The sequence below is a fragment of the Paracoccus aminophilus JCM 7686 genome, assembly GCF_000444995.1.
In the GTDB taxonomy this organism is placed as follows: domain Bacteria; phylum Pseudomonadota; class Alphaproteobacteria; order Rhodobacterales; family Rhodobacteraceae; genus Paracoccus; species Paracoccus aminophilus.
Genome location: NC_022041.1, coordinates 2,049,444 through 2,071,256, shown reverse-complemented (window position 1 = coordinate 2,071,256; position 21,813 = coordinate 2,049,444). Strand labels below are relative to the sequence as shown.

Annotated in this window: 27 protein-coding genes; 24 read left to right on the top strand and 3 right to left on the bottom strand. The window is 62.7% G+C overall.

Translation table 11 applies throughout. From position 1 onward, the window contains the following. The first annotated feature begins 91 nt into the window (after positions 1 to 91). The 9 genes from JCM7686_RS10085 (at position 92) to JCM7686_RS10045 (ending at position 7,511) form a co-directional block, all read left to right on the top strand. A complete protein-coding gene (locus JCM7686_RS10085) occupies positions 92 to 565 on the top strand; it encodes a P27 family phage terminase small subunit (RefSeq protein WP_020949979.1) in 474 nt (157 codons plus the stop codon). Beyond that, entirely contained in the window at positions 552 to 2,366 is a 1,815-nt protein-coding gene (locus JCM7686_RS10080; RefSeq protein WP_020949980.1) for a terminase large subunit, read from the top strand. The genes JCM7686_RS10085 and JCM7686_RS10080 overlap by 14 nt, the downstream gene beginning before the upstream one ends. Then, positions 2,366 to 3,613, top strand: coding sequence for a phage portal protein (locus tag JCM7686_RS10075; protein WP_020950737.1), 1,248 nt, complete (start codon positions 2,366 to 2,368; stop codon positions 3,611 to 3,613). The genes JCM7686_RS10080 and JCM7686_RS10075 overlap by 1 nt, the downstream gene beginning before the upstream one ends. Then, on the top strand, positions 3,591 to 4,436 hold the full coding sequence (locus JCM7686_RS10070) for a head maturation protease, ClpP-related (RefSeq protein WP_020949981.1): 846 nt from the start codon (positions 3,591 to 3,593) through the stop codon (positions 4,434 to 4,436). The genes JCM7686_RS10075 and JCM7686_RS10070 overlap by 23 nt, the downstream gene beginning before the upstream one ends. Positions 4,437 to 4,448: 12 nt before the next feature. Further along, positions 4,449 to 5,738 (top strand): phage major capsid protein, encoded by a 1,290-nt coding sequence (locus JCM7686_RS10065; RefSeq protein ID WP_020949982.1) that lies wholly within the window; start codon positions 4,449 to 4,451, stop codon positions 5,736 to 5,738. Between the two features lie 69 nt (positions 5,739 to 5,807). Further along, positions 5,808 to 6,296, top strand: a complete 489-nt coding sequence (locus JCM7686_RS10060; RefSeq protein ID WP_020949983.1) for a hypothetical protein — start codon at positions 5,808 to 5,810, stop codon at positions 6,294 to 6,296. Continuing rightward, complete coding sequence (locus tag JCM7686_RS10055) at positions 6,293 to 6,799, top strand: head-tail connector protein (protein ID WP_020951333.1); 507 nt, start codon at positions 6,293 to 6,295, stop codon at positions 6,797 to 6,799. The genes JCM7686_RS10060 and JCM7686_RS10055 overlap by 4 nt, the downstream gene beginning before the upstream one ends. After that, the gene (locus JCM7686_RS10050; RefSeq protein ID WP_020949984.1) at positions 6,796 to 7,128 is read left to right on the top strand and encodes a phage head closure protein; all 333 of its coding nucleotides are present in this window, start codon (positions 6,796 to 6,798) and stop codon (positions 7,126 to 7,128) included. The genes JCM7686_RS10055 and JCM7686_RS10050 overlap by 4 nt, the downstream gene beginning before the upstream one ends. Further along, positions 7,125 to 7,511 carry a DUF3168 domain-containing protein gene (locus JCM7686_RS10045; RefSeq protein ID WP_020950736.1) on the top strand — a complete coding sequence of 129 codons (387 nt, stop codon included), beginning with the start codon at positions 7,125 to 7,127 and terminating at the stop codon, positions 7,509 to 7,511. The genes JCM7686_RS10050 and JCM7686_RS10045 overlap by 4 nt, the downstream gene beginning before the upstream one ends. Before the next feature lie 35 nt (positions 7,512 to 7,546). On the opposite strand, the gene JCM7686_RS23945 is transcribed toward JCM7686_RS10045, so the two are convergent. Further along, positions 7,547 to 7,924: a hypothetical protein gene (locus JCM7686_RS23945; RefSeq protein WP_084621060.1), complete on the bottom strand. Its 378-nt coding sequence runs from the start codon at positions 7,922 to 7,924 to the stop codon at positions 7,547 to 7,549. A 300-nt stretch (positions 7,925 to 8,224) separates the two neighbouring features. Here JCM7686_RS23945 and JCM7686_RS10040 point away from each other — a divergent pair, with 300 nt between their 5' ends. From JCM7686_RS10040 to JCM7686_RS10020, 6 genes are all read left to right on the top strand, one after another. Further along, the gene (locus JCM7686_RS10040; RefSeq protein WP_020950735.1) at positions 8,225 to 8,671 is read left to right on the top strand and encodes an HK97-gp10 family putative phage morphogenesis protein; all 447 of its coding nucleotides are present in this window, start codon (positions 8,225 to 8,227) and stop codon (positions 8,669 to 8,671) included. Further along, positions 8,664 to 8,870, top strand: a complete 207-nt coding sequence (locus JCM7686_RS10035) for a hypothetical protein (RefSeq protein WP_020950734.1) — start codon at positions 8,664 to 8,666, stop codon at positions 8,868 to 8,870. Before JCM7686_RS10040 ends, JCM7686_RS10035 begins: the two co-directional genes overlap by 8 nt. A gap of 63 nt (positions 8,871 to 8,933) precedes the next feature. After that, positions 8,934 to 9,383 carry a phage tail tube protein gene (locus tag JCM7686_RS10030; protein WP_020952163.1) on the top strand — a complete coding sequence of 150 codons (450 nt, stop codon included), beginning with the start codon at positions 8,934 to 8,936 and terminating at the stop codon, positions 9,381 to 9,383. After that, positions 9,383 to 9,793 (top strand): gene transfer agent family protein, encoded by a 411-nt coding sequence (locus JCM7686_RS23440; RefSeq protein ID WP_051201547.1) that lies wholly within the window; start codon positions 9,383 to 9,385, stop codon positions 9,791 to 9,793. Before JCM7686_RS10030 ends, JCM7686_RS23440 begins: the two co-directional genes overlap by 1 nt. Then, on the top strand, positions 9,790 to 9,939 hold the full coding sequence (locus JCM7686_RS24690; protein WP_020952161.1) for a hypothetical protein: 150 nt from the start codon (positions 9,790 to 9,792) through the stop codon (positions 9,937 to 9,939). Before JCM7686_RS23440 ends, JCM7686_RS24690 begins: the two co-directional genes overlap by 4 nt. Beyond that, positions 9,939 to 12,848, top strand: a complete 2,910-nt coding sequence (locus JCM7686_RS10020; protein ID WP_020950733.1) for a glycoside hydrolase family protein — start codon at positions 9,939 to 9,941, stop codon at positions 12,846 to 12,848. The genes JCM7686_RS24690 and JCM7686_RS10020 overlap by 1 nt, the downstream gene beginning before the upstream one ends. Before the next feature lie 30 nt (positions 12,849 to 12,878). On the opposite strand, the gene JCM7686_RS10015 is transcribed toward JCM7686_RS10020, so the two are convergent. Then, the gene (locus JCM7686_RS10015; protein WP_041527267.1) at positions 12,879 to 13,151 is read right to left on the bottom strand and encodes a hypothetical protein; all 273 of its coding nucleotides are present in this window, start codon (positions 13,149 to 13,151) and stop codon (positions 12,879 to 12,881) included. Positions 13,152 to 13,199: 48 nt separating this feature from the next. Here JCM7686_RS10015 and JCM7686_RS10010 point away from each other — a divergent pair, with 48 nt between their 5' ends. After that, a complete protein-coding gene (locus tag JCM7686_RS10010; RefSeq protein ID WP_020950732.1) occupies positions 13,200 to 13,880 on the top strand; it encodes a hypothetical protein in 681 nt (226 codons plus the stop codon). 9 nt (positions 13,881 to 13,889) lie between these two features. On the opposite strand, the gene JCM7686_RS24370 is transcribed toward JCM7686_RS10010, so the two are convergent. After that, positions 13,890 to 14,075, bottom strand: a complete 186-nt coding sequence (locus JCM7686_RS24370) for a hypothetical protein (protein WP_148292581.1) — start codon at positions 14,073 to 14,075, stop codon at positions 13,890 to 13,892. 80 nt (positions 14,076 to 14,155) lie between these two features. On the opposite strand from JCM7686_RS24370, the gene JCM7686_RS10005 reads away from it, so the two are divergent. From JCM7686_RS10005 to JCM7686_RS09970, 8 genes are all read left to right on the top strand, one after another. Beyond that, positions 14,156 to 14,722 carry a hypothetical protein gene (locus JCM7686_RS10005; RefSeq protein WP_041527168.1) on the top strand — a complete coding sequence of 189 codons (567 nt, stop codon included), beginning with the start codon at positions 14,156 to 14,158 and terminating at the stop codon, positions 14,720 to 14,722. Further along, complete coding sequence (locus JCM7686_RS10000) at positions 14,707 to 15,078, top strand: DUF6950 family protein (protein ID WP_020949993.1); 372 nt, start codon at positions 14,707 to 14,709, stop codon at positions 15,076 to 15,078. The genes JCM7686_RS10005 and JCM7686_RS10000 overlap by 16 nt, the downstream gene beginning before the upstream one ends. Continuing rightward, the gene (locus JCM7686_RS09995; RefSeq protein WP_020949994.1) at positions 15,079 to 17,130 is read left to right on the top strand and encodes a phage tail protein; all 2,052 of its coding nucleotides are present in this window, start codon (positions 15,079 to 15,081) and stop codon (positions 17,128 to 17,130) included. A gap of 15 nt (positions 17,131 to 17,145) precedes the next feature. Then, the gene (locus JCM7686_RS09990) at positions 17,146 to 19,647 is read left to right on the top strand and encodes a hypothetical protein (RefSeq protein WP_020950948.1); all 2,502 of its coding nucleotides are present in this window, start codon (positions 17,146 to 17,148) and stop codon (positions 19,645 to 19,647) included. Positions 19,648 to 19,687: 40 nt separating this feature from the next. Further along, positions 19,688 to 19,984, top strand: coding sequence for a hypothetical protein (locus tag JCM7686_RS09985; protein ID WP_020952160.1), 297 nt, complete (start codon positions 19,688 to 19,690; stop codon positions 19,982 to 19,984). 66 nt (positions 19,985 to 20,050) lie between these two features. Then, positions 20,051 to 20,683 (top strand): peptidoglycan recognition protein family protein, encoded by a 633-nt coding sequence (locus JCM7686_RS09980; protein ID WP_020950731.1) that lies wholly within the window; start codon positions 20,051 to 20,053, stop codon positions 20,681 to 20,683. A 20-nt stretch (positions 20,684 to 20,703) separates the two neighbouring features. Further along, on the top strand, positions 20,704 to 20,913 hold the full coding sequence (locus JCM7686_RS09975) for a Pam3-gp28 family putative phage holin (RefSeq protein WP_020949555.1): 210 nt from the start codon (positions 20,704 to 20,706) through the stop codon (positions 20,911 to 20,913). 251 nt (positions 20,914 to 21,164) lie between these two features. Next, on the top strand, positions 21,165 to 21,788 hold the full coding sequence (locus tag JCM7686_RS09970; RefSeq protein ID WP_020950730.1) for an SOS response-associated peptidase: 624 nt from the start codon (positions 21,165 to 21,167) through the stop codon (positions 21,786 to 21,788). The last annotated feature ends 25 nt before the right edge of the window (positions 21,789 to 21,813 follow it).

Below are 21,813 nucleotides of genomic sequence, written 5' to 3'. Positions count from 1 at the left end.
TTCAGGGGCGTCGGGCCCAGGGACCGGCGTCCATCCTTTCTGTGCGCAAAGTCGAAATTGGATAGAAAAAGCCCAAGGTTAGGAAGAGGTAATGGCAAGGGGACGCAAGCCTGCCGAGTCTGTCGTCGTGCCGATGAAGGACGACGGCGACGCCGGTCACAATCTGCAGGCCCGTGCTATCGCCCGCGCCGCCGAGCTTCGGCCCGAAGGGCTGCTCGACAAAGAACGCTGGGTTTATGACCGGTTGGCGCCCCACCTTTGCCATCCGACCAAGGCCCGACTGAACGAGATCAACATCTTCATGTTCGTTCAGCTTTGCCGGTCGGTTGTGCGCTACGAAGATTACCAGCTGCTGCTGGCCGAGTTGGGCGAGACCTATACCGCGCAGACGCGCAACGGCATCCAGATCAAATCCCGGCCCGAGATCGCCCAGCTCAACGAGACTTGGCGGCAGATCCGTGCGCTTGGGGGCGACTTCGGTATGACGCCGGCGGCAGAGCGTTCGCTTGGCGGGGGTGGCCAGCTTGGCTTCACCTTCCCGGACAACGGCGATGACTTCACTTGAAGCCGCGCCGGCGGATCGCTATGCGGCCGATCCAGTCACCGCTTGGGCCGAGGATGTGGCGGCCGGGAAGGTCACTGCCGGGCCGCATGTGCGTAACGCCGCCGCGCGGCACATCCGCGATCTGGCCGAAGGACCGGGGCGCGGGCTCGTCTGGGATGTCGATGAGGCCAAGCGGGTCATCGGCTGGTTCGCCCGTAACCTGCGGCTCAATGGCGGGCAGTTCGAAGGCAATCCCTTTGTGCTCCATCCGAGCCAGGCGTTTCGCGTCGGCTCGCTCTTTGGTTGGAAGATCAAGGCAACGGGGCTGCGCCGCTTTCGCCGCTTCTATGACGAAGAGGGCAAGGGCAACGGCAAGAGCCCGATGCTCGGCGGCATTGGCCTCTTCCTGCTGGTCGGCGATGGCGAGGCGCGCGCCGAGATCTATTCAGCGGCTGCCAAGAAGGATCAGGCGCGCATCCTCTTCAATGACGCCGTGGCCATGGTCGATCAATCGCCGCGGCTGGCATCGAAGATCGTGCAGCATGGGATCGAGCCGGTCTGGCAGCTGAGCTATCGCGGCAAGGATGGTGGCAAGCGGTTCTTCAAGCCGATCGCCAATGAGACCAAATCCCGCGGCCAATCCGGACCGCGTCCGCATGCGGCACTCTGCGATGAGGTCCATGAGCATCCGAGCCGGGATACGATCGACATGCTCGAGCGCGGCTTCAAGTTCCGCAAGCAGCCGATGCTCTGCATGGCGACGAACAGCGGGTCTGATCGCAAGTCGATCTGCTGGGAGGAGCATCAGCACGCGGTGCAGGTCGCCGCGGGGATCAAGGAGGATGATCGGACCTTCGCCTTTGTCTGCTCGCTCGATGAGGGCGACGACTGGGCCAATGATCCGAGCTGCTGGGTCAAGGCCAATCCGTTGCTGGGCGAGACGATCACCGAGGAATGGCTGGCCGAGCAAGTCAACCAGGCGAAGATGATGCCGGGCAAGCGCAACGGCATCGCCCGGCTGCACTTTTGCGAATGGACGCAGGCGCAGACGGCGGCGATCAAGCGTGAAGCTTGGCTCGCCTGCACAGGCGAGGTCGATGAGGAGGAGATGCTGCGTGCGGGCTATCCCTGCTATGGCGGTCTCGACCTCAGCCGGACGCGGGACTTTACCGCGCTGACGTTGCTCTGGCTAATCGATGCGACCCGTGACGCCGAGCGCTTCGTGACCAAGACTTGGTTCTGGACCCCGAAGGACACGCTCGCCGATCGCGCGGCGCTGGACCAGACGCCCTATGATGAATGGCATCAGCAGGGCTATCTCGAGGCGGTGCCGGGCGACCGGCTCAAATATGCCTGGCTCGCCGATGCGGCGGCGCGGCTCAACGCGAAGTTCGCGCCGATCACCATCGGTTGCGACCAGTACGGCCTCGAGCGGCTGCAGGAGAACCTGACGGATATCGGCGCGGCAATCCCGGCCGAGATCCACCCGCAGGGCTTTCAGAAGCGGATCCTGGAAAAGGACGCCTCGCAGCCCGAAGGCCAGCAGGAAATCTATTTGTGGATGCCCGACAGCATCAACAAGCTGGAGGCGGGGCTCTATGAGCAGCGCTTCCTGATCGATCGCAACCCGCTCATGGACAGCATGGCGGCCAGCGTCGTCTATGCCGAGAACCGCACCGGGCATCGGATGTTCGACAAGCCCAATGCCTATGGCCGCATCGACGGCATGGTCTCTCTCGCCATGGCAACCGGTGTGGCGCTCTGCAGGCCACGCGGTGCCGGGCCATCCATCTACGAGGAACGCGGAATTTTGGTGATCTGATGGGATACTTCAACCGCCTTGGCGCGGCGCTGCTCGGTCAAGGCGGGGTGAAAGCCGCGGTTTCCGACGGTCCGCCTTCCTATGACCTGAGCGATCCGCGCATCGTGGAGTTGATGGCGGCGCTCAGCCAAACCGAGAGCGGCGGACAGGTCTCGGTCGCCAGCGCCTTGCGCAACACCACGGTGTTTCGCTGCGTCAGCCTGATCAGCTTTGCCATGGGGATGCTGCCCTTGCAGCTTCACCACAGCAAGGACCGCAGCAAGGCGCGCGAGCATCCGCTTTATGCCCTGCTCGCGGTTCAGCCGAACGATTGGCAATCAGCCTTCGACTTCAAGGCGTGGATGCAGTTGCAGGCGCTGGTGCGCGGCGATGCCTTCGCGCTGATCGTGCGCAGCATGGGGCGGCCGATCCGGCTGGTGCCTCTGAAGCCCGGCACGGTGACCGTGGTTCAGCGCGCCGATTGGGCCGTGGATTATCACTATCAGCCCGCGCGCGGCGGCAAGCAGATCTTTGGCGCGAACGAGATCCTGCATCTGCGCGGTCTCTCTGAGGATGGGCTGCGCGGCATGTCCTTGGTCAAACAGGCCGCCGAAGCAATCGGCCTCGCCGCGCAAGCTCAGAAGGCGGCGGGGCGGCTCTTCAAACAGGGCATGATCGTCGGCGGCATCCTGAAGCATCCGGGCAAGATCAGCCCTGAGGCCTTCGCCCGGCTCAAGGCGAGCCTAGAGGATCGGCGCGGGGCAGATGGGGCCTATAAGGAGATGATCCTCGAAGAGGGCATGTCCTGGGATGTGCCGTCCGCAACCAGTCGCGACAGCCAGCATCTCGAGATGCGCGGCATGCAGATTGAAGAGATTGCCCGCGTCTTCGGCGTGCCGCGCCCGCTCCTGATGCTCGACGACACTTCATGGGGATCGGGCATTGACGTGCTCGGCCAGTTCTTCGTGCGCTACGGGCTCGCGCCGTGGTTCACGGCTTGGGAGCAAGCCATCCGCCGGTCGGTCCTGACCGGCGCGGAAAAGGAAGAGCTTTACGCCAAGTTCAATGACGGGGCGCTGCTGCGCGGCTCGATGAAGGATCAGTCGGAGTTCTTCGCCAAGGCGCTTGGCGCCGGGGGGCATCAGCCCTGGATGTCAGTCAAGGAAATCCGCGACCTGCAGGATCTTCCCGAGATCGATCCCAAAGACCTGCCGCCCGCTCTGGGCCAGAGAAAGGAGAAGGGCAATGAGCCTTCGCAAACTGCCTGAGATCGCTGCAGCGCGCCTGCCCACGGTCTGCGCCTTTGAGCCCGATGCCGATGCGGTCGAGCGTTGGAGCCCTGGCATGATGGCTGCGGTTTCGGGCGAGACGACGATCAGCATCCTCGATGTCATCGGCGAGGATTACTGGACCGGTGGCGGCGTGACCTCGAAACGGGTCGCCGCTGCCCTGCGTGCCATCGGCGATCAGGATGTCGTGGTCGATATCAACTCGCCCGGCGGCGACTTCTTCGAGGGCGTGGCGATTTACAACGCCCTGCGCGCCCATCCCCGCAAGGTGACGGTGCGGGTCATTGGACTGGCCGCTTCGGCTGCCTCGATCATTGCCATGGCTGGCGATGAGATCCAGATCGGCAAGGCAGGATTTTTGATGATCCACAACTCCTGGGTCATGGCGATCGGCAATCGTCACGATCTTGCCGATGCCGCGCGGACGATGGAGCCCTTCGACGATGCCATGGCCACGGTCTACAGCGATCGGGCCGGGGCGACGAAAGCCAAGGTCACCGAATGGATGGATGGCGAGACCTGGTTCAACGGCGAGCAGGCGGTGCAAGAGGGTTTGGCCGATGCCTTTCTCGCGGCCGATGCCGTCGCCGAAGACAAGACCAAGGCGGAGGCGGCGCGCGGGGTGAATGCCACCCGGCGCATCGACGCACGCCTCGCCAAGACTGGCATGCCTCGGACGGAACGCCGCGCGCTTCTGGCCGAGTTGAAAGGGGGCACGCCCGACGCTGCCCCGCCCGCTACGCATGACGCTGGCGCACTGGTCGCAGCCCTCGCTGCGGCATCCCTGACAATCCGGTCATAACGGAGGTATCCCATGACCAAACATTTTGCCCCCGCGAAAGCTCGCGGGATTGTCTCCGTGCGTGCAGATGGTGATGCGCTGTCGCTGATCCGGGCGCTGAATTCGGACTGGAAGGCGCATAAGGATGCGCAGGCCGAGAAGGACAAGCAGCTCGCTGCCCGCTTCGACGATGTCGTCACGACCGACAAGCTGGTCAAGATCGAGGCTTCGGTCGGCGCGCTGACCGGGGCGCTTGATGAAGCCAACGCCAAGCTGGCGGCTCTGGCGCTGAACGGGCCCGGCGGACAGGATGAGCGCAGCCAGGAAGAGCGGGAATACTCCGCCAGCTTCGATGCGTGGTTCCGCACCGGCGAGGGCGAACGCGACCTGAAGGCGCTGGCCAAGAACGGCGGGATCAAGGCGGCCTACTCGGTCGGCTCCGATCCGGATGGCGGCTATACCGCGCCGGTGGAATGGGACCGCACCATCACCGACAGGCGGGTCGAGGTCTCGCCCATGCGCCAATATGCGGGCGTCCAATCGGTCTCGGGGCAGGGGTTCAAGAAGCTCTACAACGTCCACGGCACGGGCGCGGCCTGGGTCGGGGAAACCGGCGCACGCCCGCAGACGGCAAGCTCGACGCTGGTCGAATACGATTTTGCCTTCGGTGAGCTTTACGCCAACCCGGCGGCGACCGAGCGCATCCTCGAAGATAGCGAGATCGATATTGCGAGCTGGCTTGCAGGCGAGGTCAACATCGAGTTCGCGCGGCAGGAGGGCCTTGCCTTCATCAACGGCGACGGCGTCAACAAGCCCAAGGGCCTGCTGCGCTATGACGCGGCGACCGAGGCCGCGCTGCCCGTCGCGCAGCGCCACCCGCTCGGCGCGATCGGCGAGGTCAACACCGGCGCGGCAGCAGGGCTGACCGCAGATGGGCTGATCGATCTGATCTATGATCTGCCCGAGGATCGCTCGACCGGGGCGGCGCTCTATGCCAACCGCAAGAGCCATGCTGTCATCCGCAAGATGAAGGATGGCGAGGGCAACTTCCTGTGGTCGCCGCCGTTCCAAGCGGGCCAACCGGCGCAGGTCCTCGGCCAGCCGATCCGCGAGCTCTCGGGCCTGCCCGATGTTGCAGCCAATGCCGTGCCGATCGTCTTCGGCAATATGGCCGAGGGCTATCGGATCTTCGATCGCGTCGGCGTGTCGGTGCTGCGCGATCCCTACACCAACAAGCCCTACATCCTGTTCTACACCCGCAAGCGCGTCGGCGGCGGGCTCTGGAACCCGGAGTGGCTGCGCTATCACCGCGTCGCTGCCTGATCGGGCGGGTCTGCATTGATCGAAGGGGCGGCGCGACCGCCCCTTTTTCTATGGAGAAGGAGGCCAATTATGGCGAAGCTGACCAAGCCCATCACCGGCGTGCCCGATGGTGAAATCTATCCGCGCGTGATCCCGGCAGGGGAAGACTGCCCCGCCTCGCTCGTGACCTATGCCCAAAGCGAGGGCGCGTTCGATCCTCTGCCTGATGGCAACATGCCCCTGACGCTCCGCGCCGACATTCTCGAATCCCCGGAGTTTCAGGCGGTCTTTGCCGAGATGATGCGCGAAGCGAAGGAGGCTGCGGATGAAGCGCTTGCGAAAGTCGATGAGCGCAGCTCCGAGCTGGAGGCACGGTCGAGCGCGCTCGACCTGCGCGAGGCAGATCTCGATGCGCGCGAGGCCGATCTGGCTGCACGTCTCGCTGCCATTGAGGCGCATCCGTCGCGCGACGATGAGGCGGCTCATCAAGCCGCGGATGAAATCGATGCCGCGAAGGGAGAGGCGGCGAAGCCGAAAGGCCGGGCTGGGAAAGCTGAAGCGGGCGAGCCGTCGGCATGATCCCGCGTCTCGTGGTCGCGCCGACCGAGCTTCTGGTCACGCTAGAGGATGCCAAGGCACATTGCCGGATCGACGGCAGTGACAGCAACGCTCTGGTTCAGGGCTATATCGATGCCGCCATAGCCTATCTCGATGGCTATCGCGGCATTCTCGGCCGTTGCATCATGACCCAGACTTGGGAGATCGATCTGCCCTGCCTCGGGCGCCATCGCCTGCCGCTGCCGGATGTGATCGAGGCCAGCGCCGTGGATGCCGAAGGCGAAGAGATCGCCTGCGAGTTAGTGCAAGATGCGCGGGGCAGCAGCGTCATTCTCGCCGGTGCGGCGACGGTGCGCTTTACGGCGGCGCTGCCGGAAGAGCTGCGCCCGAGCCTGCGCGTCGCGGTGCTGTTGCTGGTCGGGCATTGGTATGAGAATCGTGAGGCGGTCACGTCCACGGCGCCGCACGAGCTGCCAATGGCTGTCGATGCACTGCTCGCGCCGATCCGTTGGTGGGCGCCATGACCGCGGGCAAACTCGATCGCCGCATTGCCTTCCAGTCGCCGATCGAGGGCAAGGATGCCGACGGCAAGGTCGTGCAGGCATGGTTCGATGAGTTCACGCTTTGGGCAGGGGTTCGCTATCTCAAAGGCGGCGAGGCGGTGATGCAGGCTCGGCTGGCCGCGCGGGCACCCGTCCTGATCATCATTCGCCGGTCGAGTGATGCGGCCCGGATCACCAATGCCTGGCGCTGTCTCTTTGACAACGAGGTTTATCATGTGAAGGAGCTGCCCCGCATGACGGAGGATCGCGCCTATCTCGAGTTCCTCGCCGAAGCGGTGATCACGCCGTGAGGGCCGGTCGCAAGCTGCGGGTCATGGTCATCGCCCGGATTGAGGCGGCTGTGCCCGCGCTCGCGGGACGGGTCTATGACCGCCCCACCGAAAAAGCCGCCGCACCCTATGCCGCGCTTGGACCGAGCGATTGGCGGCCAGACGATGCAGAGTGCATCGCGGGTCGCGTGATCTCGCTCCAGATCGATGTTTGGGAGAAAACCGAGAGCAAGGGCGCGCTCGAGGATCTGACCGATGATGTCGCCGCTTGCCTCAAGGGCTGGGCCGATACCGACGCGCTCACCATGCATCCGATCGAGATCGCGCTCGTTCGCGTCATGGATGACCCCGATCCGGATTGGGTCCATGGCGTGGTCCAGATCGAGGTCGAGGCGGAGGAGTAGCGAAAGCGCCCTCAATAAGGGCGCATTCCTTATTCCTACTTGGATTTTTTATCTTCCACCTTTGGCTCAGCTTTTCGTAGTACGATGCATTTTTGCGAAATCTGGGTCTGCTCGATCACCTCTTTGCGCCCTTTTAGATCGGCAATCTGCGGAGCGACGTTGCCACCGGACAGCGATGAAACTGGAAGCCCAAGAAATATAACACCGACAGTATCATTGCTGCGTGCTTTTTCTTGTTGGTTGGAGGCACGAGCAAGGGCATTATCGATACGGATTGCTTCTGATTGTAGCTGCTGACAGCTCCAACCTTGATAGGTGGATGGCGATACGTATGCAGATTGGATAGCCTCAGGTTTTTGTGCGCAACCGGAGAGAATGCATACAGTCACAGATGCCAAGAAAAGCGATTTCATTTAGAAATTCCCATTTAAAATATATCAGTGGCAGTGCACTCGGCCACCATCTTTCTTGTCCGCATGGCAGCATTGGCCAGGGGGAGACGACTTTCGGCAGCCGCCGCCATGGGCCGACGCATCGCCGAAATTAAAGAGAAGCATTGTTATCGCGGTTAATAATAAGGAAAAAGCACGCATTCAGGTTCACCTCGGTCAAAATGTATTTTTACCATACAAAGCAGTAACCGATTCGTGAACGAGCCGTTTTCCTAACAAAACTGTCTTTTTAGGTAGTTCACCTTTACCTCGGATTCCTTAATGGCCCAACTTAACCCGCGCATCGTTGCGAAACTCAAGCAGATTCCGGCAGTTGCCGTTGACGCCGCTAAAATCGCAATGGAGGAGGGCGCTGAAGAGATCTGCGAGTACATGCGTAATCTGATCCGATCCAACTTCAAGCCGGGCGACGGTGATCTTCTTAAATCGGTCGGCTGGACATGGGGCGATGTGCCTCCGGGCAGTTTCATGATCGACGACATTCGCAACGGGAAGAACAAAGGCGATCAGTATGCCACCCTGCGGATCAAGATTTATGCGGGCATCAAGACCGCGTTTTACGCCCGTTTCCACGAATTCGGGACAAAGTCGGGCCTGCCCGCTCGCCCGTTCTTTTTCCCGGCGTGGAAAGCGAAGAAAGCTGACTTCAAGAAGAAGATCAGGGCTCGCGTAAAATCGGCGATCAGGGAGGCTTGGCGCAATGGCTAAGGCGGTCTTCCAAGGAGAGTTTCACTATTCGAGCCGGATCCGCAACGCAGGGTGGTCGGTCTATCCGTCACCGGAGCCGCAGTATTTCCCGCGCGAGCTGATCGATGCGGCGGTCGCGGCGGGCCGTGCGACCGAGGTCTTGCCGAATGCCAACAGTTCGGCAAGCCGCGCGGGCACAGGAAGGAAAAAGGCCGAATAGCCTTTTCACAGAGATTGTCATCCGGTGCCGCCTTCGGGCGGCTTTTTCATGGAGAGAGACCCAATGGCGAAGCCCATTACCGAAAAGTTCGAGCAGATGGTGCTCGAAACCTCAGAAAACGGCACGACCTGGACGCGGATTTGCGGCCTGATCGGCGTCACGATCACGCGGAGTGCGCAGGTCGACACCTCGGAAGTTCCGGGCGATTGCGATGATGAAAGCCTGCCGCTCGATGTCGAAAAGGCGGTTCGCAGCATCGATGTTTCTGTGTCCGCGGATGGATCCTGGGCCCAGCAGTCGCACGGCGATATGCTGGACTGGTTCTATTCTGGGGCGCCGAAGCAGATCCGCGCCGGCCATTTGAACGCAGCGCCCGGTGACACCGAATATGAAGTCGGGCCCGCGCTCCTGACCACGCTGACTAACCAGCGCACCAAGGGTCAGAAAGTCACCTGTGCGATCGAGCTTCAATTTGACGGCGTTCCTGCTCGTCTCGTGAAAGCGGGTCCGTGATGGAAGCGCTGGTCCTTATTTGGCCGGGTGGTGAACATGCATTCCGTCTGCCGCTCGCCCAGTTGGAGTTGCTTCAGCAGAAGACCGAGGCAGGTCCCGAGTTCTTGCTGAACCGGATCAACCTTGGGCAATGGGCGGCAACAGATCTGTTCGAGACGGTTCGTGCCGGGCTGATTGGCGGCGGACTTTCCGCCGTCGAGGCCCAGGCGCGGGTCGTCGCTGCATTCGAACGGCATCCCTTGATCGAGTTCAAGGTCCCGGCACAGGCCATTCTCGGACACGCGCTCTACGGCCCGCCGGATGATCCTGTGGGGGAGCCTGGGCCGGTGACGCCGACACCGGAGAACAGCGAAAAAACGGACAGTGGAAGTTCAGCGCCATCCACGGCCTCGCAGCCGCCATTGGCATGACCCACGCCGATTTGGCTCAACTCAGCGTCTGGGAGTTCACGGCCCGGGTCGACGGTTACGGCAAAGCCAACGGCTGGAAAACACGCGGCGCGGGCGGTGAGCTGTCCGATTCCGATCTCGCAGCAATGGGTGTGGAGGGCTTCTGATGGCTGATGAACCAGATCTTGTCGTATCGGCTGGCTTTTCCGATTCGCAGCTTGTCAGAGAGGCGAACAAGGTCGTCGCCTTCTACAAGAAGCGTGGGGAGGAGGCGCAAAAGGCCTTTGTCGATGCCCAGGGAAAAGTCACAAATACCGAGGCTTTGCGTGCGCACACCCGCGAGATGGACAAGCTCGCCAAGACCTATGACCCAGCCTATCGCGCTGCCAAGGCCTACGAGAAGCAGGTCGAAGAGCTGAGCCGTGCGCTTAAGGTCGGTGCGATCGATCAGAAGACCTATATTGCCGCAACCGAACGTGCCGCGCGTCAGATGAAGCAGGCAGGGGAGGTTTCTGAGCAGGCTAGCCGCCGAGTTGGCGGCGGTGGCAATACCCTTCAGCAAGTTGGATGGCAGGTCGGTGACTTTGCTGTTCAAGTTGGTGCTGGAACATCTGCCGCACAAGCGTTGGGCCAGCAGCTCCCTCAACTTTTGGGGGCATTTGGCGCCGTTGGTGCGCTTGCGGGCGCCGCCGCGGCCATTCTCATTCCGCTCGGTGCGGCATTGATTAAAGCCAGTGACACGTCCGCGCAGTTTGGGGACAAGCTCAAGCTGGTCAAGGAATCGACCGATCTGATGAAGGCGGCTGTGGAAGCTGCCGAAACTCCGATCACCGTGCTCGCGGCGCGCTATGGCGAAGCGGCGGGTGCGGCACAGTCATTCTTCCAGCAGCAATCGGCGATTGCCCGGGCAATCGCCTCGTCCGCTATGGCAGACCTCGGCAAATCCATTGGCTCGATTGGCGGTGGCTTTGGCGACAAGGCAGAGAGTGCGGGCTTGCTGGCATCCGGTCTCGGCTGGATCTCCGGTGCGGATGTTGATCGAAAAATGACCGACACCGAAAAGAAGGTGAAAAACCTCGCCGACACCTATCGTCTCAGCTGGCCGCAGGCACAAAAGCTCGCCGCCGCGATGAAGCTTACGACGGAAGCGGGCGGGGACACGGTCAAGGTGCAGCAGGCCGCAGAAGCGCTGCAGCAAGCCCTGATCGATGTGGCCGGTGGGGCCGATAAGGTGGCGGAGCGCTTCGGCGGCAAGGATGGCCTCGCCGAAAAGGCAAAAGCCTATTTCGACATGGCATCATCGCAGTCGGAGGCGCTGCGTTCCGCGCAGACCCGCGTGGTCGAGCAATATCAAACCGATACCGAAAAGCTCAAAAAGCTGTCTGACGACCGGCTCACGGCGCAGAAGATGCTGGATGAAGCGATCAAGTCTGGCTCTGCCGAGGCCGAGAAAGCTGCGCGTGAGCGGCTTAAGTTGCTCGATGACGAGGAAAAGAAGGTCCGGTCGCTGGCAGTCGCGAACGATGAGGCGTTTCAGGCGATGCAGCGCCGCCTCAAGCAGCAGATCGGCGCGCACTGGAATATTTCTAGCGGCCAGATGCAGAATGGCCTGATCAGTGATGTCATTGCGCAGGCAACGGGATCGACGCCGAAAGAATGGGGCGAGTGGGCACAGAAGATCAAATCGACGGCTTCTGCCTCCGAGGTAATAAAGCGGTATGAGGGCTATCAGCCAACCGGGAAATGGGATGTCAACGCTTACCGCGCGGGCTATGGTTCTGACACTGTCACTTTGGCCGACGGGACGATCGCAAAGGTCACAAAGGGAATGGCCGTCTCGATCGAGGACGCAAACCGAGATCTGAGTCGTCGAATTGGCGAGTTTCAATCCGGAATCATCGATAGCATCGGCGCTGTCCGTTGGAAGCAATTCGATCCGGGCCAGCAGGCCGCGCTCACGAGCATAGCCTACAATTACGGCAGCCTGCCCCAAAGGATCTTGGAGCCGGTTCGATCTGGATCAAATCAGGATATTGCGAATGCGATTGCGCAGCTTTCGACCGACAACAATGGGATCAATGCCAAGCGGCGCCAGTCTGAGGCGAGCGCATTCGGCCAAGCCAAAGATCTGACAGCTGAAATTGAGGAACGGGAGCGCCTTGCAAAGCAGGTTAAGGAATATGGAGCTCAGCTTGCGAAGAACTTGCTGACGGAGCAAGAGAGTTCCAAACTTGCTGCGCAGCAAGCTGACCAAATCGCCGCAGTGAAGGCTCAGCAGCTGAAACCAGATGATCAGGCGCGCGCCATCGCAGAAATCAACGGCGAGTTCGAAAAGCAAAAGACCATCATGATGTTGGTTGCGGACGCCAAGCGTCGCAATGTCGATCTCGATACGCTGATGACCGGTAGCACCCTGACCTATAAGCAGGCCATTGAGGCTCTGGGCGAGGCCAAAAAGGCTGACATCATCGCAACGAATGAGCGTGCTGTTGCGGAAGGCAAGGTGGCCGAGCGCCAGCAGTTCATGGCGAGCGTCCAGGACACCCTCAAGGACGGCCTGCTCGACGCGATCGTGGCGGGCAACAGCTTTGCTGATGTCCTCGGCAATGTCGCCAAGATGCTGGCCAAAGCCGCGCTGGAAGCGGCGCTGTTCGGGTCTGGGCCATTCTCTGGCGGAGGCGGCTCAGGGCTGCTTGGCGGGCTGTTCGGCAGCATCTTCGGCGGGGGCGACAAGTTGGTCGGAGCGCTACGCGGCGCGGGTGCGCCTGCTGTCCTTCCGGGCCGCGCCAATGGCGGTCCCGTCACCGCTGGTCAGATGTACATGACGGGCGAGCGCGGGCCGGAGCCATTCGTCCCGGCGGTCAATGGTCGGATCTTGAGCGTGCCGCAAGCACAGGCCGCGCTGCGCGGGGGACAGGGCGGTTCTTCCTATGCTCCTCAGACCAGCATCGTGATTAACGGCAATTCTGATCGCGATCGCATCGCGGAACTCGAAGCTCGTCTCAACAAGCGCGATCAGCAGGCCTTTTCGCAATGGCTGCGTTTCAACAGGGAATATGGTCAGCGCATGAGCTGACCATATTCGAGCGCTTTAAATAAAGAGGCACTACTTGACCACGTACAGGAGAGGCCCGGGTGGCGCAGGTTCCTCTCCGCTCAGCATAGCAATCAAAGTTTTGACATGCTTGCTTGTTGTTTCGCTCTCCGCACAGTCAACAGTCCACTCAAGGCCCTGAAGAATAGCAGTGCGTTGTGTGTTTCCCAACGAGCTAATCGCTTCCGCGATTGCATAGGAAATATAAAAGTTGGCTCTTGCAAGCTCAAACGCCGATGCGGCAACTGCCGCAGGGTCCTTCCTTGCAAGCTCTAAAACATTCATCGCCATCTCCTGTCGCGCAAATAATTAATTCTAACATCGAGAACGTGAATGTCAGAAATAATCGAATGGCCTTGCGGCCTTGGGCTGCGCGATACCGATTTCTTTCTGAAATGGACCACGCGCAGCGCCGGGCGCAACCTTGCCGGATCAGAGCAGATTATCGGGGTCAACTCGGCGGTTTGGGAGGTCTCGCTGACCTTTGCCCAGACCTTCAAAGCTGACCGGCTGCGCGCCTTCGAGGTGCTGGTGACGCGGATGCGCGGGCGGACCAATATCGCGAGCCTCTGCATCTGCGATCCGTTTCGCTACGGCCCGCGGGTCGCGCCCCGGCAATGGCCCTTCGACGATGACGTCTGGTTCTCGGACGGCACGGGATTCGCGGATCCGACCAGCGGCATGCAGGATCTCCTGCTCAAAGCGGCGGCCTCGGCCGGCGCGACCTCTTTCGTGACCGAGACCAGCAATCCGACGCGCCCGAACCTGCGCCCCGGCGACATGTTCTCGCGCGATGGATTTCTCTATCGCGTGACCGGCAGCCAGCCCGGCGGTCAGGTCTCGTTCGAGCCGCCGCTGCGCGCGAACCTGCCGCTTGGCGTCCGGCTCGTCACAGATCCGCCGCGGTTCTATGGCCGCTTTGCCTCGGACGATGAGGGGCGGCGGGTACGCGAGAACCTCAAATGGGGCCAGCAGGTCACCGTCAACTTTGTCGAGGCGTTTGATCGATCGTGAGTGCGTGCATCATGGGATTACCGCACAAGAAAGCTCTGGAAAGGCTGCATCCTTAGCTGTGCGCAAAGATTGCCGCAGCGCTGAAAGGGTGTTGGCCCGGTAGGGGTGATCCTCGACCGTGATCCTTGCAATCTCATCGACCAGCAGAATGGCTTGATGAATTGCCGCGCGAATATTGTCGTCATTTGACGCCATGAACCTGTCCATTCGTTGTTGATGTGTGCGCCAGTTACGCGCGCCACTCCAAGGAAGTCCAGAAAAAGGAACATTTTGTCTTGGCTTTCACCCCTGCGCAGGTCGCGCTTCTCGACGCCAATCGCGAGCTGGTCGAGTGTCGACGCCTGTTCCATGTTGCCTTTGCCAGCGCGAGCTATCGGCTGATCGAGGGTAGCACGCCGGACACGCTCGGCGGGGTCACCTGGCAACCCGCCCATGACTGGGTCCAAGCGGCGGCGATCGAATCCGGTGGTCCGTTGGAGGCGGTGCCCGCGATCTATCGCATCGGCAAGAACCCTCTGCCGCTCCTGCTTGCGGCGCTCGACAACCGCGCCGAATGGTGGGGGCGTCCGATCCAGCAATACCTGCAGCTCTATTCCGGCGGCGTGCCGGTCGGGCCGATGGTCTCGATGCATCGGGGCAGGATCCGCGATGTCAAAAAGGTCCAGACTGCCGAGCTCGAATATCTCGAGATCCGCGCCGAGAGCCCGCTCGACATCCGCAATATGACACCGCTTGGCGAATATACCGATCGCGACCAGCAACGGCGCTCAGCCGGGGATCGCGGCTGCGAATTTGCGCCGAGCCTCGTCGGCAAGGTCATCATCGGTTGGCTGCGCGGGTAGGCGATTACATCCGCCAGAGCTGGCATCGACCCTGGAGCTGGGGCGAGGTCGATTGCACGCTCTGGGTCGCGGATTGGTGCCTCTTGCATTGGGGCCTCGATCCGGCGGCGCGCTGGCGCGGGCGATATGCGACCGAGGTGGAGATGCGGAGGATCACCGGCGGCGATCTGCCGGGGTTTTTGGCGCAGGAATGCCCGCTGCCGCAACGCGCGGCTGCGCGTGAGGGCGATGTCGCGGTGATCGCGGTCGCGGGTCATGAGGTCGCGGCGATCCGCCATGGCGAGAAATGGGCTTTTCGTAAGCCGCGTGGTGTCGGGCTGGTCCGCGCCGAAGCAATCCAGATCTGGGGAAGATGAATGCCACAAGTTGGGGCTTGGCTGGTGGCGACATGGAGCGCCCAAACGGTCGTGGGCTTTGCTCTGCGCACGGCAGCCGCCATCGCGTTGAATATGGCGGTGGCCAAAGTCACCCAGCCGAAAGGGCCAAAGCCGCGCGATCTGCAGACCGAATTGCGCGACAGCAACGCGCAGCGCATCCGCCATCTTGGCCGGGTGCGCGCCTCGGGCGCCGCGATGTTCTGGGATTGGGCGCAGGTCGGCGGTCAGCGACGGCTCTTCAAGCTCTTGGCGATGGGGCAGGGCGGGATCTCGGCGGTTGAGACGGTGTGGCTCAATGACAAGGAGGTCACACTCTCAGGGACTGCGGTGACCAGCAAACCCTATGACGGCGTGGTCAGCATCGACTGGCGCTCTGGCCAGAGCGCCCTGCAATCGGGCGGGGCCTATGCTGCGCTGCAGGCAGCGTTTCCGGGCTGGACGCCGAACCACCGGCTGCGCGGGGTCGGCACGATCTTGGGCACCTTCGATGCGGTCAAGGGCGACAAGATCTCGGAGATCTATAGCGGGGGCGATCCGCAGATATCGGCGCTGATCAAGGGCGATGCTTGCCACAACCCGATCACCGGCGACGCGACCTGGTCCGACAATATCGCCGTGCAGGCGCGGGATGTGCTGACCCATCCGAGCTATGGCCCGCTGCGGCTCGCCGATCTCGACACGGCCTCTTTCGCCCAGGCCATTGCCGATTGCGAGGATCCGATCCCGCGCAAGGCACCGGGCACCGCGCGGCGCTATATCGGCGGCGGCAGCTATGCTCTGTCCGAGCCGGTGGTCGATGTCCTGCGCCGCCTCGAGGATGCTTCTGCGGGCCGGTTCTACATCACCAGCGAGGGCAAGCTCGGCTTTCGGGTCGGCAAATGGCGCGCGCCGAACTACACGATCCGGGAGGAGCATATCGTCAGCCTCGACATCGGGCCGGGCTCTGGCGAGTTCGAGCGCGTCACCACGCTGGTGCCCAAATATGTTGCGCCCGAAATCGGCTGGCAGCAGACCAGCGCTGATCCTTGGGATGATGCTGCGGCGCTGGCGCTTTATGGCGAGAGCGCGGCGAAAGAGATCGACTTCCCTTGGGTGCAGAGCCACGGGCAGGCGCGGCGGCTTGCCAAGATCAAGATGGCCAAGCTCAATCCGAGTTGGCGGGCGACGGTGCGGTTGCGCTTCTGGGGGCTGTTGCTCCTCGAAGAAGAAACCGTGCGCCTGCATCTGCCCGAGCTTGGGCTGATTAATGCGAGCGCCTGGATCGACGGCTTTGCCTTTGACGCCGAGGGCGATGACGGCGTGGTCACGGTCCAGCTGATCGCGGCAGATCCGGCGAGCTTTAGCTGGACTGCCGCGGAGGAGGGCGACCCACCCTCGGTCCCGGAGAAAGTCGAGCCCGGTCAGCAGCTTCTCGCGGCGCCGGTGATCTCCTCCCTGACAATCGCCAACAATGACGGGCCGCCCTATATCCGCATCGAGGTCGATCCGATTGACGGGCCGTATTATCTCGGCGGCTATTACCGGCGCGCGGGCTCGAGCTTTCGCTATGGGCTCGAGGTGCAGGACATCCGGGTGGGCGGCAAGCTCGTCGCGCGGAGCCTGCCCAATGCCGATCGCGGCGAATATGAGATTGGCATCGGCTGGTATAGCGCGCGCCCAGATAGCGGCGCGGCGCCGGGCGGCAATGATGCGGCCTCAGAAATCACGACGGTGACGGGCATCGAGGTTGTCGCCAATACCACGCCTCCCGATGCGCCGCAGATCATCAGCAAGTCCGGGACGGCTGGCGGCACGCTGACGGTGATCATGGCTCCGGATCTCGGCGCCAATTACTACCGCACCGGACTGTGGCGCGCCGCGCCAGCCGCGCCGTTCAGCGCGGCGGTCTTCCAGCGCTGGAATTACGACACCTCGTCCGAGGTCGCGATCACGGCCAGCATCCCGTCCGAGGGCGCGCGCTACTGGCTCCGATCAGAAAATCAAAGCGGCAAGACCTCGGCTGAGGTGCTTGTCGGCCAATATCTCCCTTAAAGACTGAGGTTCCCCATGGTCACGACGACCAAGACGCCGGGTGAGATTTACCCGAATGGCTCCGCGGTGCCCAAGGCCGATATCCGGACCTGGATGACGGAGATGCAGACGGGCACGAATGCTGAGCTCACGGATCTGCGCAATGGCAGGCTCTGGCACAGCTCGAGCACCAATCTCTCTGCGCAAACCCCGCCGCCCGGCACGAACCAGATCATCGTCGCCAATAACTCCGGGACCTTTAACTGGCGTCGGCTTGGATCGGCTCCGAACCCGGTCAATCCGGCGATCCATGCCCAGACCGCCGATGCCGCGTGGTGGTATCTCTCCGAGGATACGCCGGCGATCAAGGCGCGGGTCTCGGCCGTTGAGACCGATCTGCCCAATGGCCGGGTCTGGCGCTATGCCCGCAATGACCTGACGCCGGTGGGCGCTACGCCCCCGACCGGCACCCAAATGATCGCGGTGCATAAGACGACCGGATCTGGCCAGGCCGACTGGGTTCGACGATCGGCGCCGACGAGCGGCGGCGCGACGGATGTTTTGGTTCAGGATGCGACCGGCCAATGGTGGGGGCGCACGTTCTCGACAACGTCGATCGAGAGTGATCTCGCGGCCAAGGCTGACACCTCCGAACTGCGCTCTGGCCGGGTCTGGCAATATGCGAACAACAGCCTGACGATCGACGGCGCGATCCCCCCGACCGGGACGCAGTGCATCGACGTCACCAAATCAGTCGGGACGGAATCCGCGAAATGGGTTCGAGCCTCTGCGCCGAGCGATGGCGTGGTAACGGACACGCTGCGCCGCGACGGCACGGGTAACCAATGGTGGCGGCGGGCCTCGTCTTCCCAGGTGCTGCGGGATGACATGTACGACGGCGCTGTCAAGCGCGTCGTCGCAAACAATCTGCGACCGTCTGGGATCACCGTCCCGGCAGGAGCGAAAGTGCTTGTCATTACGAAGGGCAACGCGCCGGGAGAGGCAATCTGGGCGACGATTGGCAGGCTGCCCGACCTGCCTGAAACCGATGAATATGCAAAAGACCTCGATGCAAAGTGGTGGATCCTGCGGTGGTCGTCGGAATGGGTCGCCCGCGATCATCCGACCTTCGCCCAGATGCAGGCCGCGCTGGCCACGGTCTCGGGCAGCGGCTCGGGCGGCGGCTATACGCCCCCCGAGCCCTTGCCCGCCTCGGCGACCCTATTGCCGCGCCGCGTTGGCGGCGTAACCCAGCTGGTTGGCGATGCCGGGATCGGCGCTGCGGCACGCTATACGGTCGGCGGCGACGGGGCATGGCACTGGCTGCCGTCGCGGGTCGCGATTTTCATGGTGCTCGGGCAGTCCAATGCGGCGGTGTCTGAGATGGAGGGCCCTCCGCTCTATATCCCGGCGAAAACGCCCGACTTCGTGCTGATGTCGAATGATGGCGTCGGCGAGCTGGGCGGGTTGCGGGGGCACAACGGGCAAGTCCCTACCGTTCCGATCACTGGCTTTGTTCCCGCACAGATCGCAGGCGTCCAATCGTCTGCCGAGGCTCTTGCCTCTGCGTCGAACGCGCTCGATCCGCGCGGGGCCGGGATGATCTACGCAGGCAGTCATGGGCGCGGCGGCGCGGGATTCACGGCGACCGATCCGAATTTTGCGATCTGGAAGGTGCTTCCCTCCGGCGCGCCCGCGCCCCAGCGCATTCGCATGATCGAGTGGGTGACGGCGGTGATGACGCATGCAGCTGTTCCGCCAACAGAAATCGTGATCGCCTTCACCCATGGCGAGACCAATCGGCGCGACCCGTGGGCGACCTATACGGCTGACGGGCTTGGCTACATGGCCGATATCGAGGCCGATCTGGCGTTCACCGGCCTGCCGGTGGTCTGGCTGGTCGATATTCCGGGCGGCACCACAGCCATGTCCGCGTTTGGCAGCGACTGGCAGGTCAAATACGCTTTGCGCGAGTTGATGCGACAGGCGCGCCTGGCGGGTCATAAGGTGGTCGATGTCGGGCCGCGTTATCACCTGCCGATGGGTACGGCGCGCGGCGGGACGCCCGATCATATCCACACCTCCTATCTGTCGCAGGTCCGTTTGCGCGAGATGGATGCCTTTGCCTATCGCAACCACGTTGCGGGCCTGCCCTGGTGGTGTGCCTTTCCCAAAGGCGAGCGCGCGGCAGGGCTCGGCAACAAGGTGATCCTCGCGGTCGAGAGCCTGACGCCGATTATGATCGACCGGGACATGGTGCCGCTCGATCCCCATCTCGGCTTCAGCCTCTCGAACGACAGCGCCACAATCACCGGGGTTGAGCAAACCGGGGATCGCGAGATCACCCTGAGCCTCTCGGGCACGCCGAACAGCTCGGCCCGGCTGCAATATGTCTATCGCCGCCCGAATGCGGGCGAGGTCGACACGCGCTATGTCACCGCAGCGGGTTCGATCCGTGAGGTCTGGCAGGGCACCGGCCCGATCACCGGCCTGCCGGTCTATCGCCCGATGCACTCCTTCGAGGTGCCGATTGCCTGATGCCCGCCTCGCGCGGGCTTTTTCATGCGCAGGAGGCGCAATGACTGAACCTTCTTCCTTCCGCTCTCCCGAGTTCTGGATCGCGATCGCCATCGCGCTGATCGTCAAGATCAAGACCACGGCGCAGCTCGGCCCTCTTAAGGTCATCACCACGATTGCTGTTGCTGTCGGCGCGGCCTGGGTCGGGGCCGATTGGGCTGCAGAAACCCTTGGCGTTCCCGTGCCGGTCGCCGGTGCCGTTGTCACGCTCACCGCAGAAGGCGTCATGCGCTGGCTGCTCTTGGCTGTGGATGATCCGAAAAACGCCATCGATCTCTGGAAGCACTGGCGGCGCTGACCGCCTTGCCCGTCCCACACGCTGCCGCCCCTCCGGGCGGTTTTTTCATTTCAGGAGAGAGAGAACATGACCGCAGTCATGAACGCGGTGCGCGCGCGGCAGGCGCGCTGCGCCGCCCTGGGCTTTTGGCCGGGCCCGATCGACGGGATCGATGGCAACCGGACCCGCGCGGCCTATGCAGCAGCACTGACCGCCCAGAAGACACGGGGGCTGCTGTTTCAGCATCCGAGCGGGGTCACCCGGGTTCACTGGCATTGGGCTGCGAGCGGCTATGCCGCCAGCACCGAGGCCACGGCCGCCTATCACGCTTTGATCCTCGGCGATGGCGAGGTGCGCTGGCTGGCCGATCCCGCGGCGCAGCGCGCGCATACGCAAGGCGCCAATGGCGGCGCGATCGGCCTTTCCATCTGTGCAATGGCCGGCGCCAATGAACGTCCGTTCGTCTGGGGCCGGGCCCCGATCCGGCCGGTGCAGGTGTCGGCGCTCGCGCGCGAGACCGCGCGGCTGTGCCGGCTCTACGACATTCCGGTGTCGCGCTGGTCCACGCTTTCTCATGCCGAGATCCAGCCGAGCCTCGGCGTGGTCCAGAAAAACAAATGGGACATCACGGTGCTACCCGGCATGGCCGGTCCCGCTGATCCGATCAGCGTGGGCGATCGCCTGCGCGATCTCGTCTCCCGCGAACTCTCCACCCTCTGAAACCGAAAGGAACCGCTCTCATGCTCGGACAAATTGCTCTGATTATCCGCTATATCCTCTACCCGCTGGCCGGTGCGCTGACCGCGCTTGGCTTCGTCAGCTTCGACGAGGCCACAGGCACGCTCACCGTCTATCTGAACGATCTTGCGGTCGTTCTCGCGGGGCTCGTGATCTATGCGGCGACCGTGATCTGGTCGCGTGTCGCCAAGAAGAAAGGCGGGGCGACGTGATCGCGGTGCTGCTAGTCAGCGCAGCACTGGCTGCGCTGCTCTGGGGGCTGATAAGGGGCGGAAAAAACCGCCCCTGAACAGCGAGCAACCGCCAGAAAACATCCTGGGCGGTCACCAAAATATGCACTCGCTAAAAACACAATCAACAGGCGTTACTCATCACGCAAAGACAACGCTGCGATGCAGAACGGGTTTCCTGTCTAAAACGGCAGGTGCTTGTCCGACGGGCGGCTGGAGCGTAGCCTCGCCCTATGTGTGGACGCTTCGCAGACCCTAACCGCCGCGGCTCCGACGAGGAGTTTTCCGAGATCAGGGTCGATCCCTTGCCTCGGCGCTGGAACGTCAAACCGACGCAGGACATCTTGATCTTCGGCAAGCAGCCTCTCGAGCCGATGATCGCGCGCTGGTGGCTGGTGCCGAGCTGGCACAAGGGTGAGCTGAAGGACTGGAAGGCTGCCACCTTCAATGCCCGAATCGAGGAGGCGCAGAGCAAGCCGACGTTTCGCGGGGTCTGGAAATATGGCCGCTGCCTGATCCCGGTGGCGGGCTATTACGAATGGACGGGCGAAACCGGCCACAAGCAGCCGCATTTTATCCGCTCTGCGGGCAATGAGGATACGCTCTGGGTCGCGGGCTTGGCGTCGCGGTGGGGCGATCTGCTGACATGCACGGTCATGACCCGCGCCGCCAATGCTTCGGTCCAAGAGATCCACACACGCATGCCCGTGATCCTGAACTCAGACGAACGGGACGCGTGGCTTGGCGGATCCAACGACCTTGAAATCGGCGCGGGCGCCCGGCTTTCCCATTATCCCGTGCGCCCCTTCGGGATCCGCGATGACGGTCCCGAGCTGATCGAGCCAATCGAGGCTTGAGGCTTGCTGGGATCGGCTCGGCAGA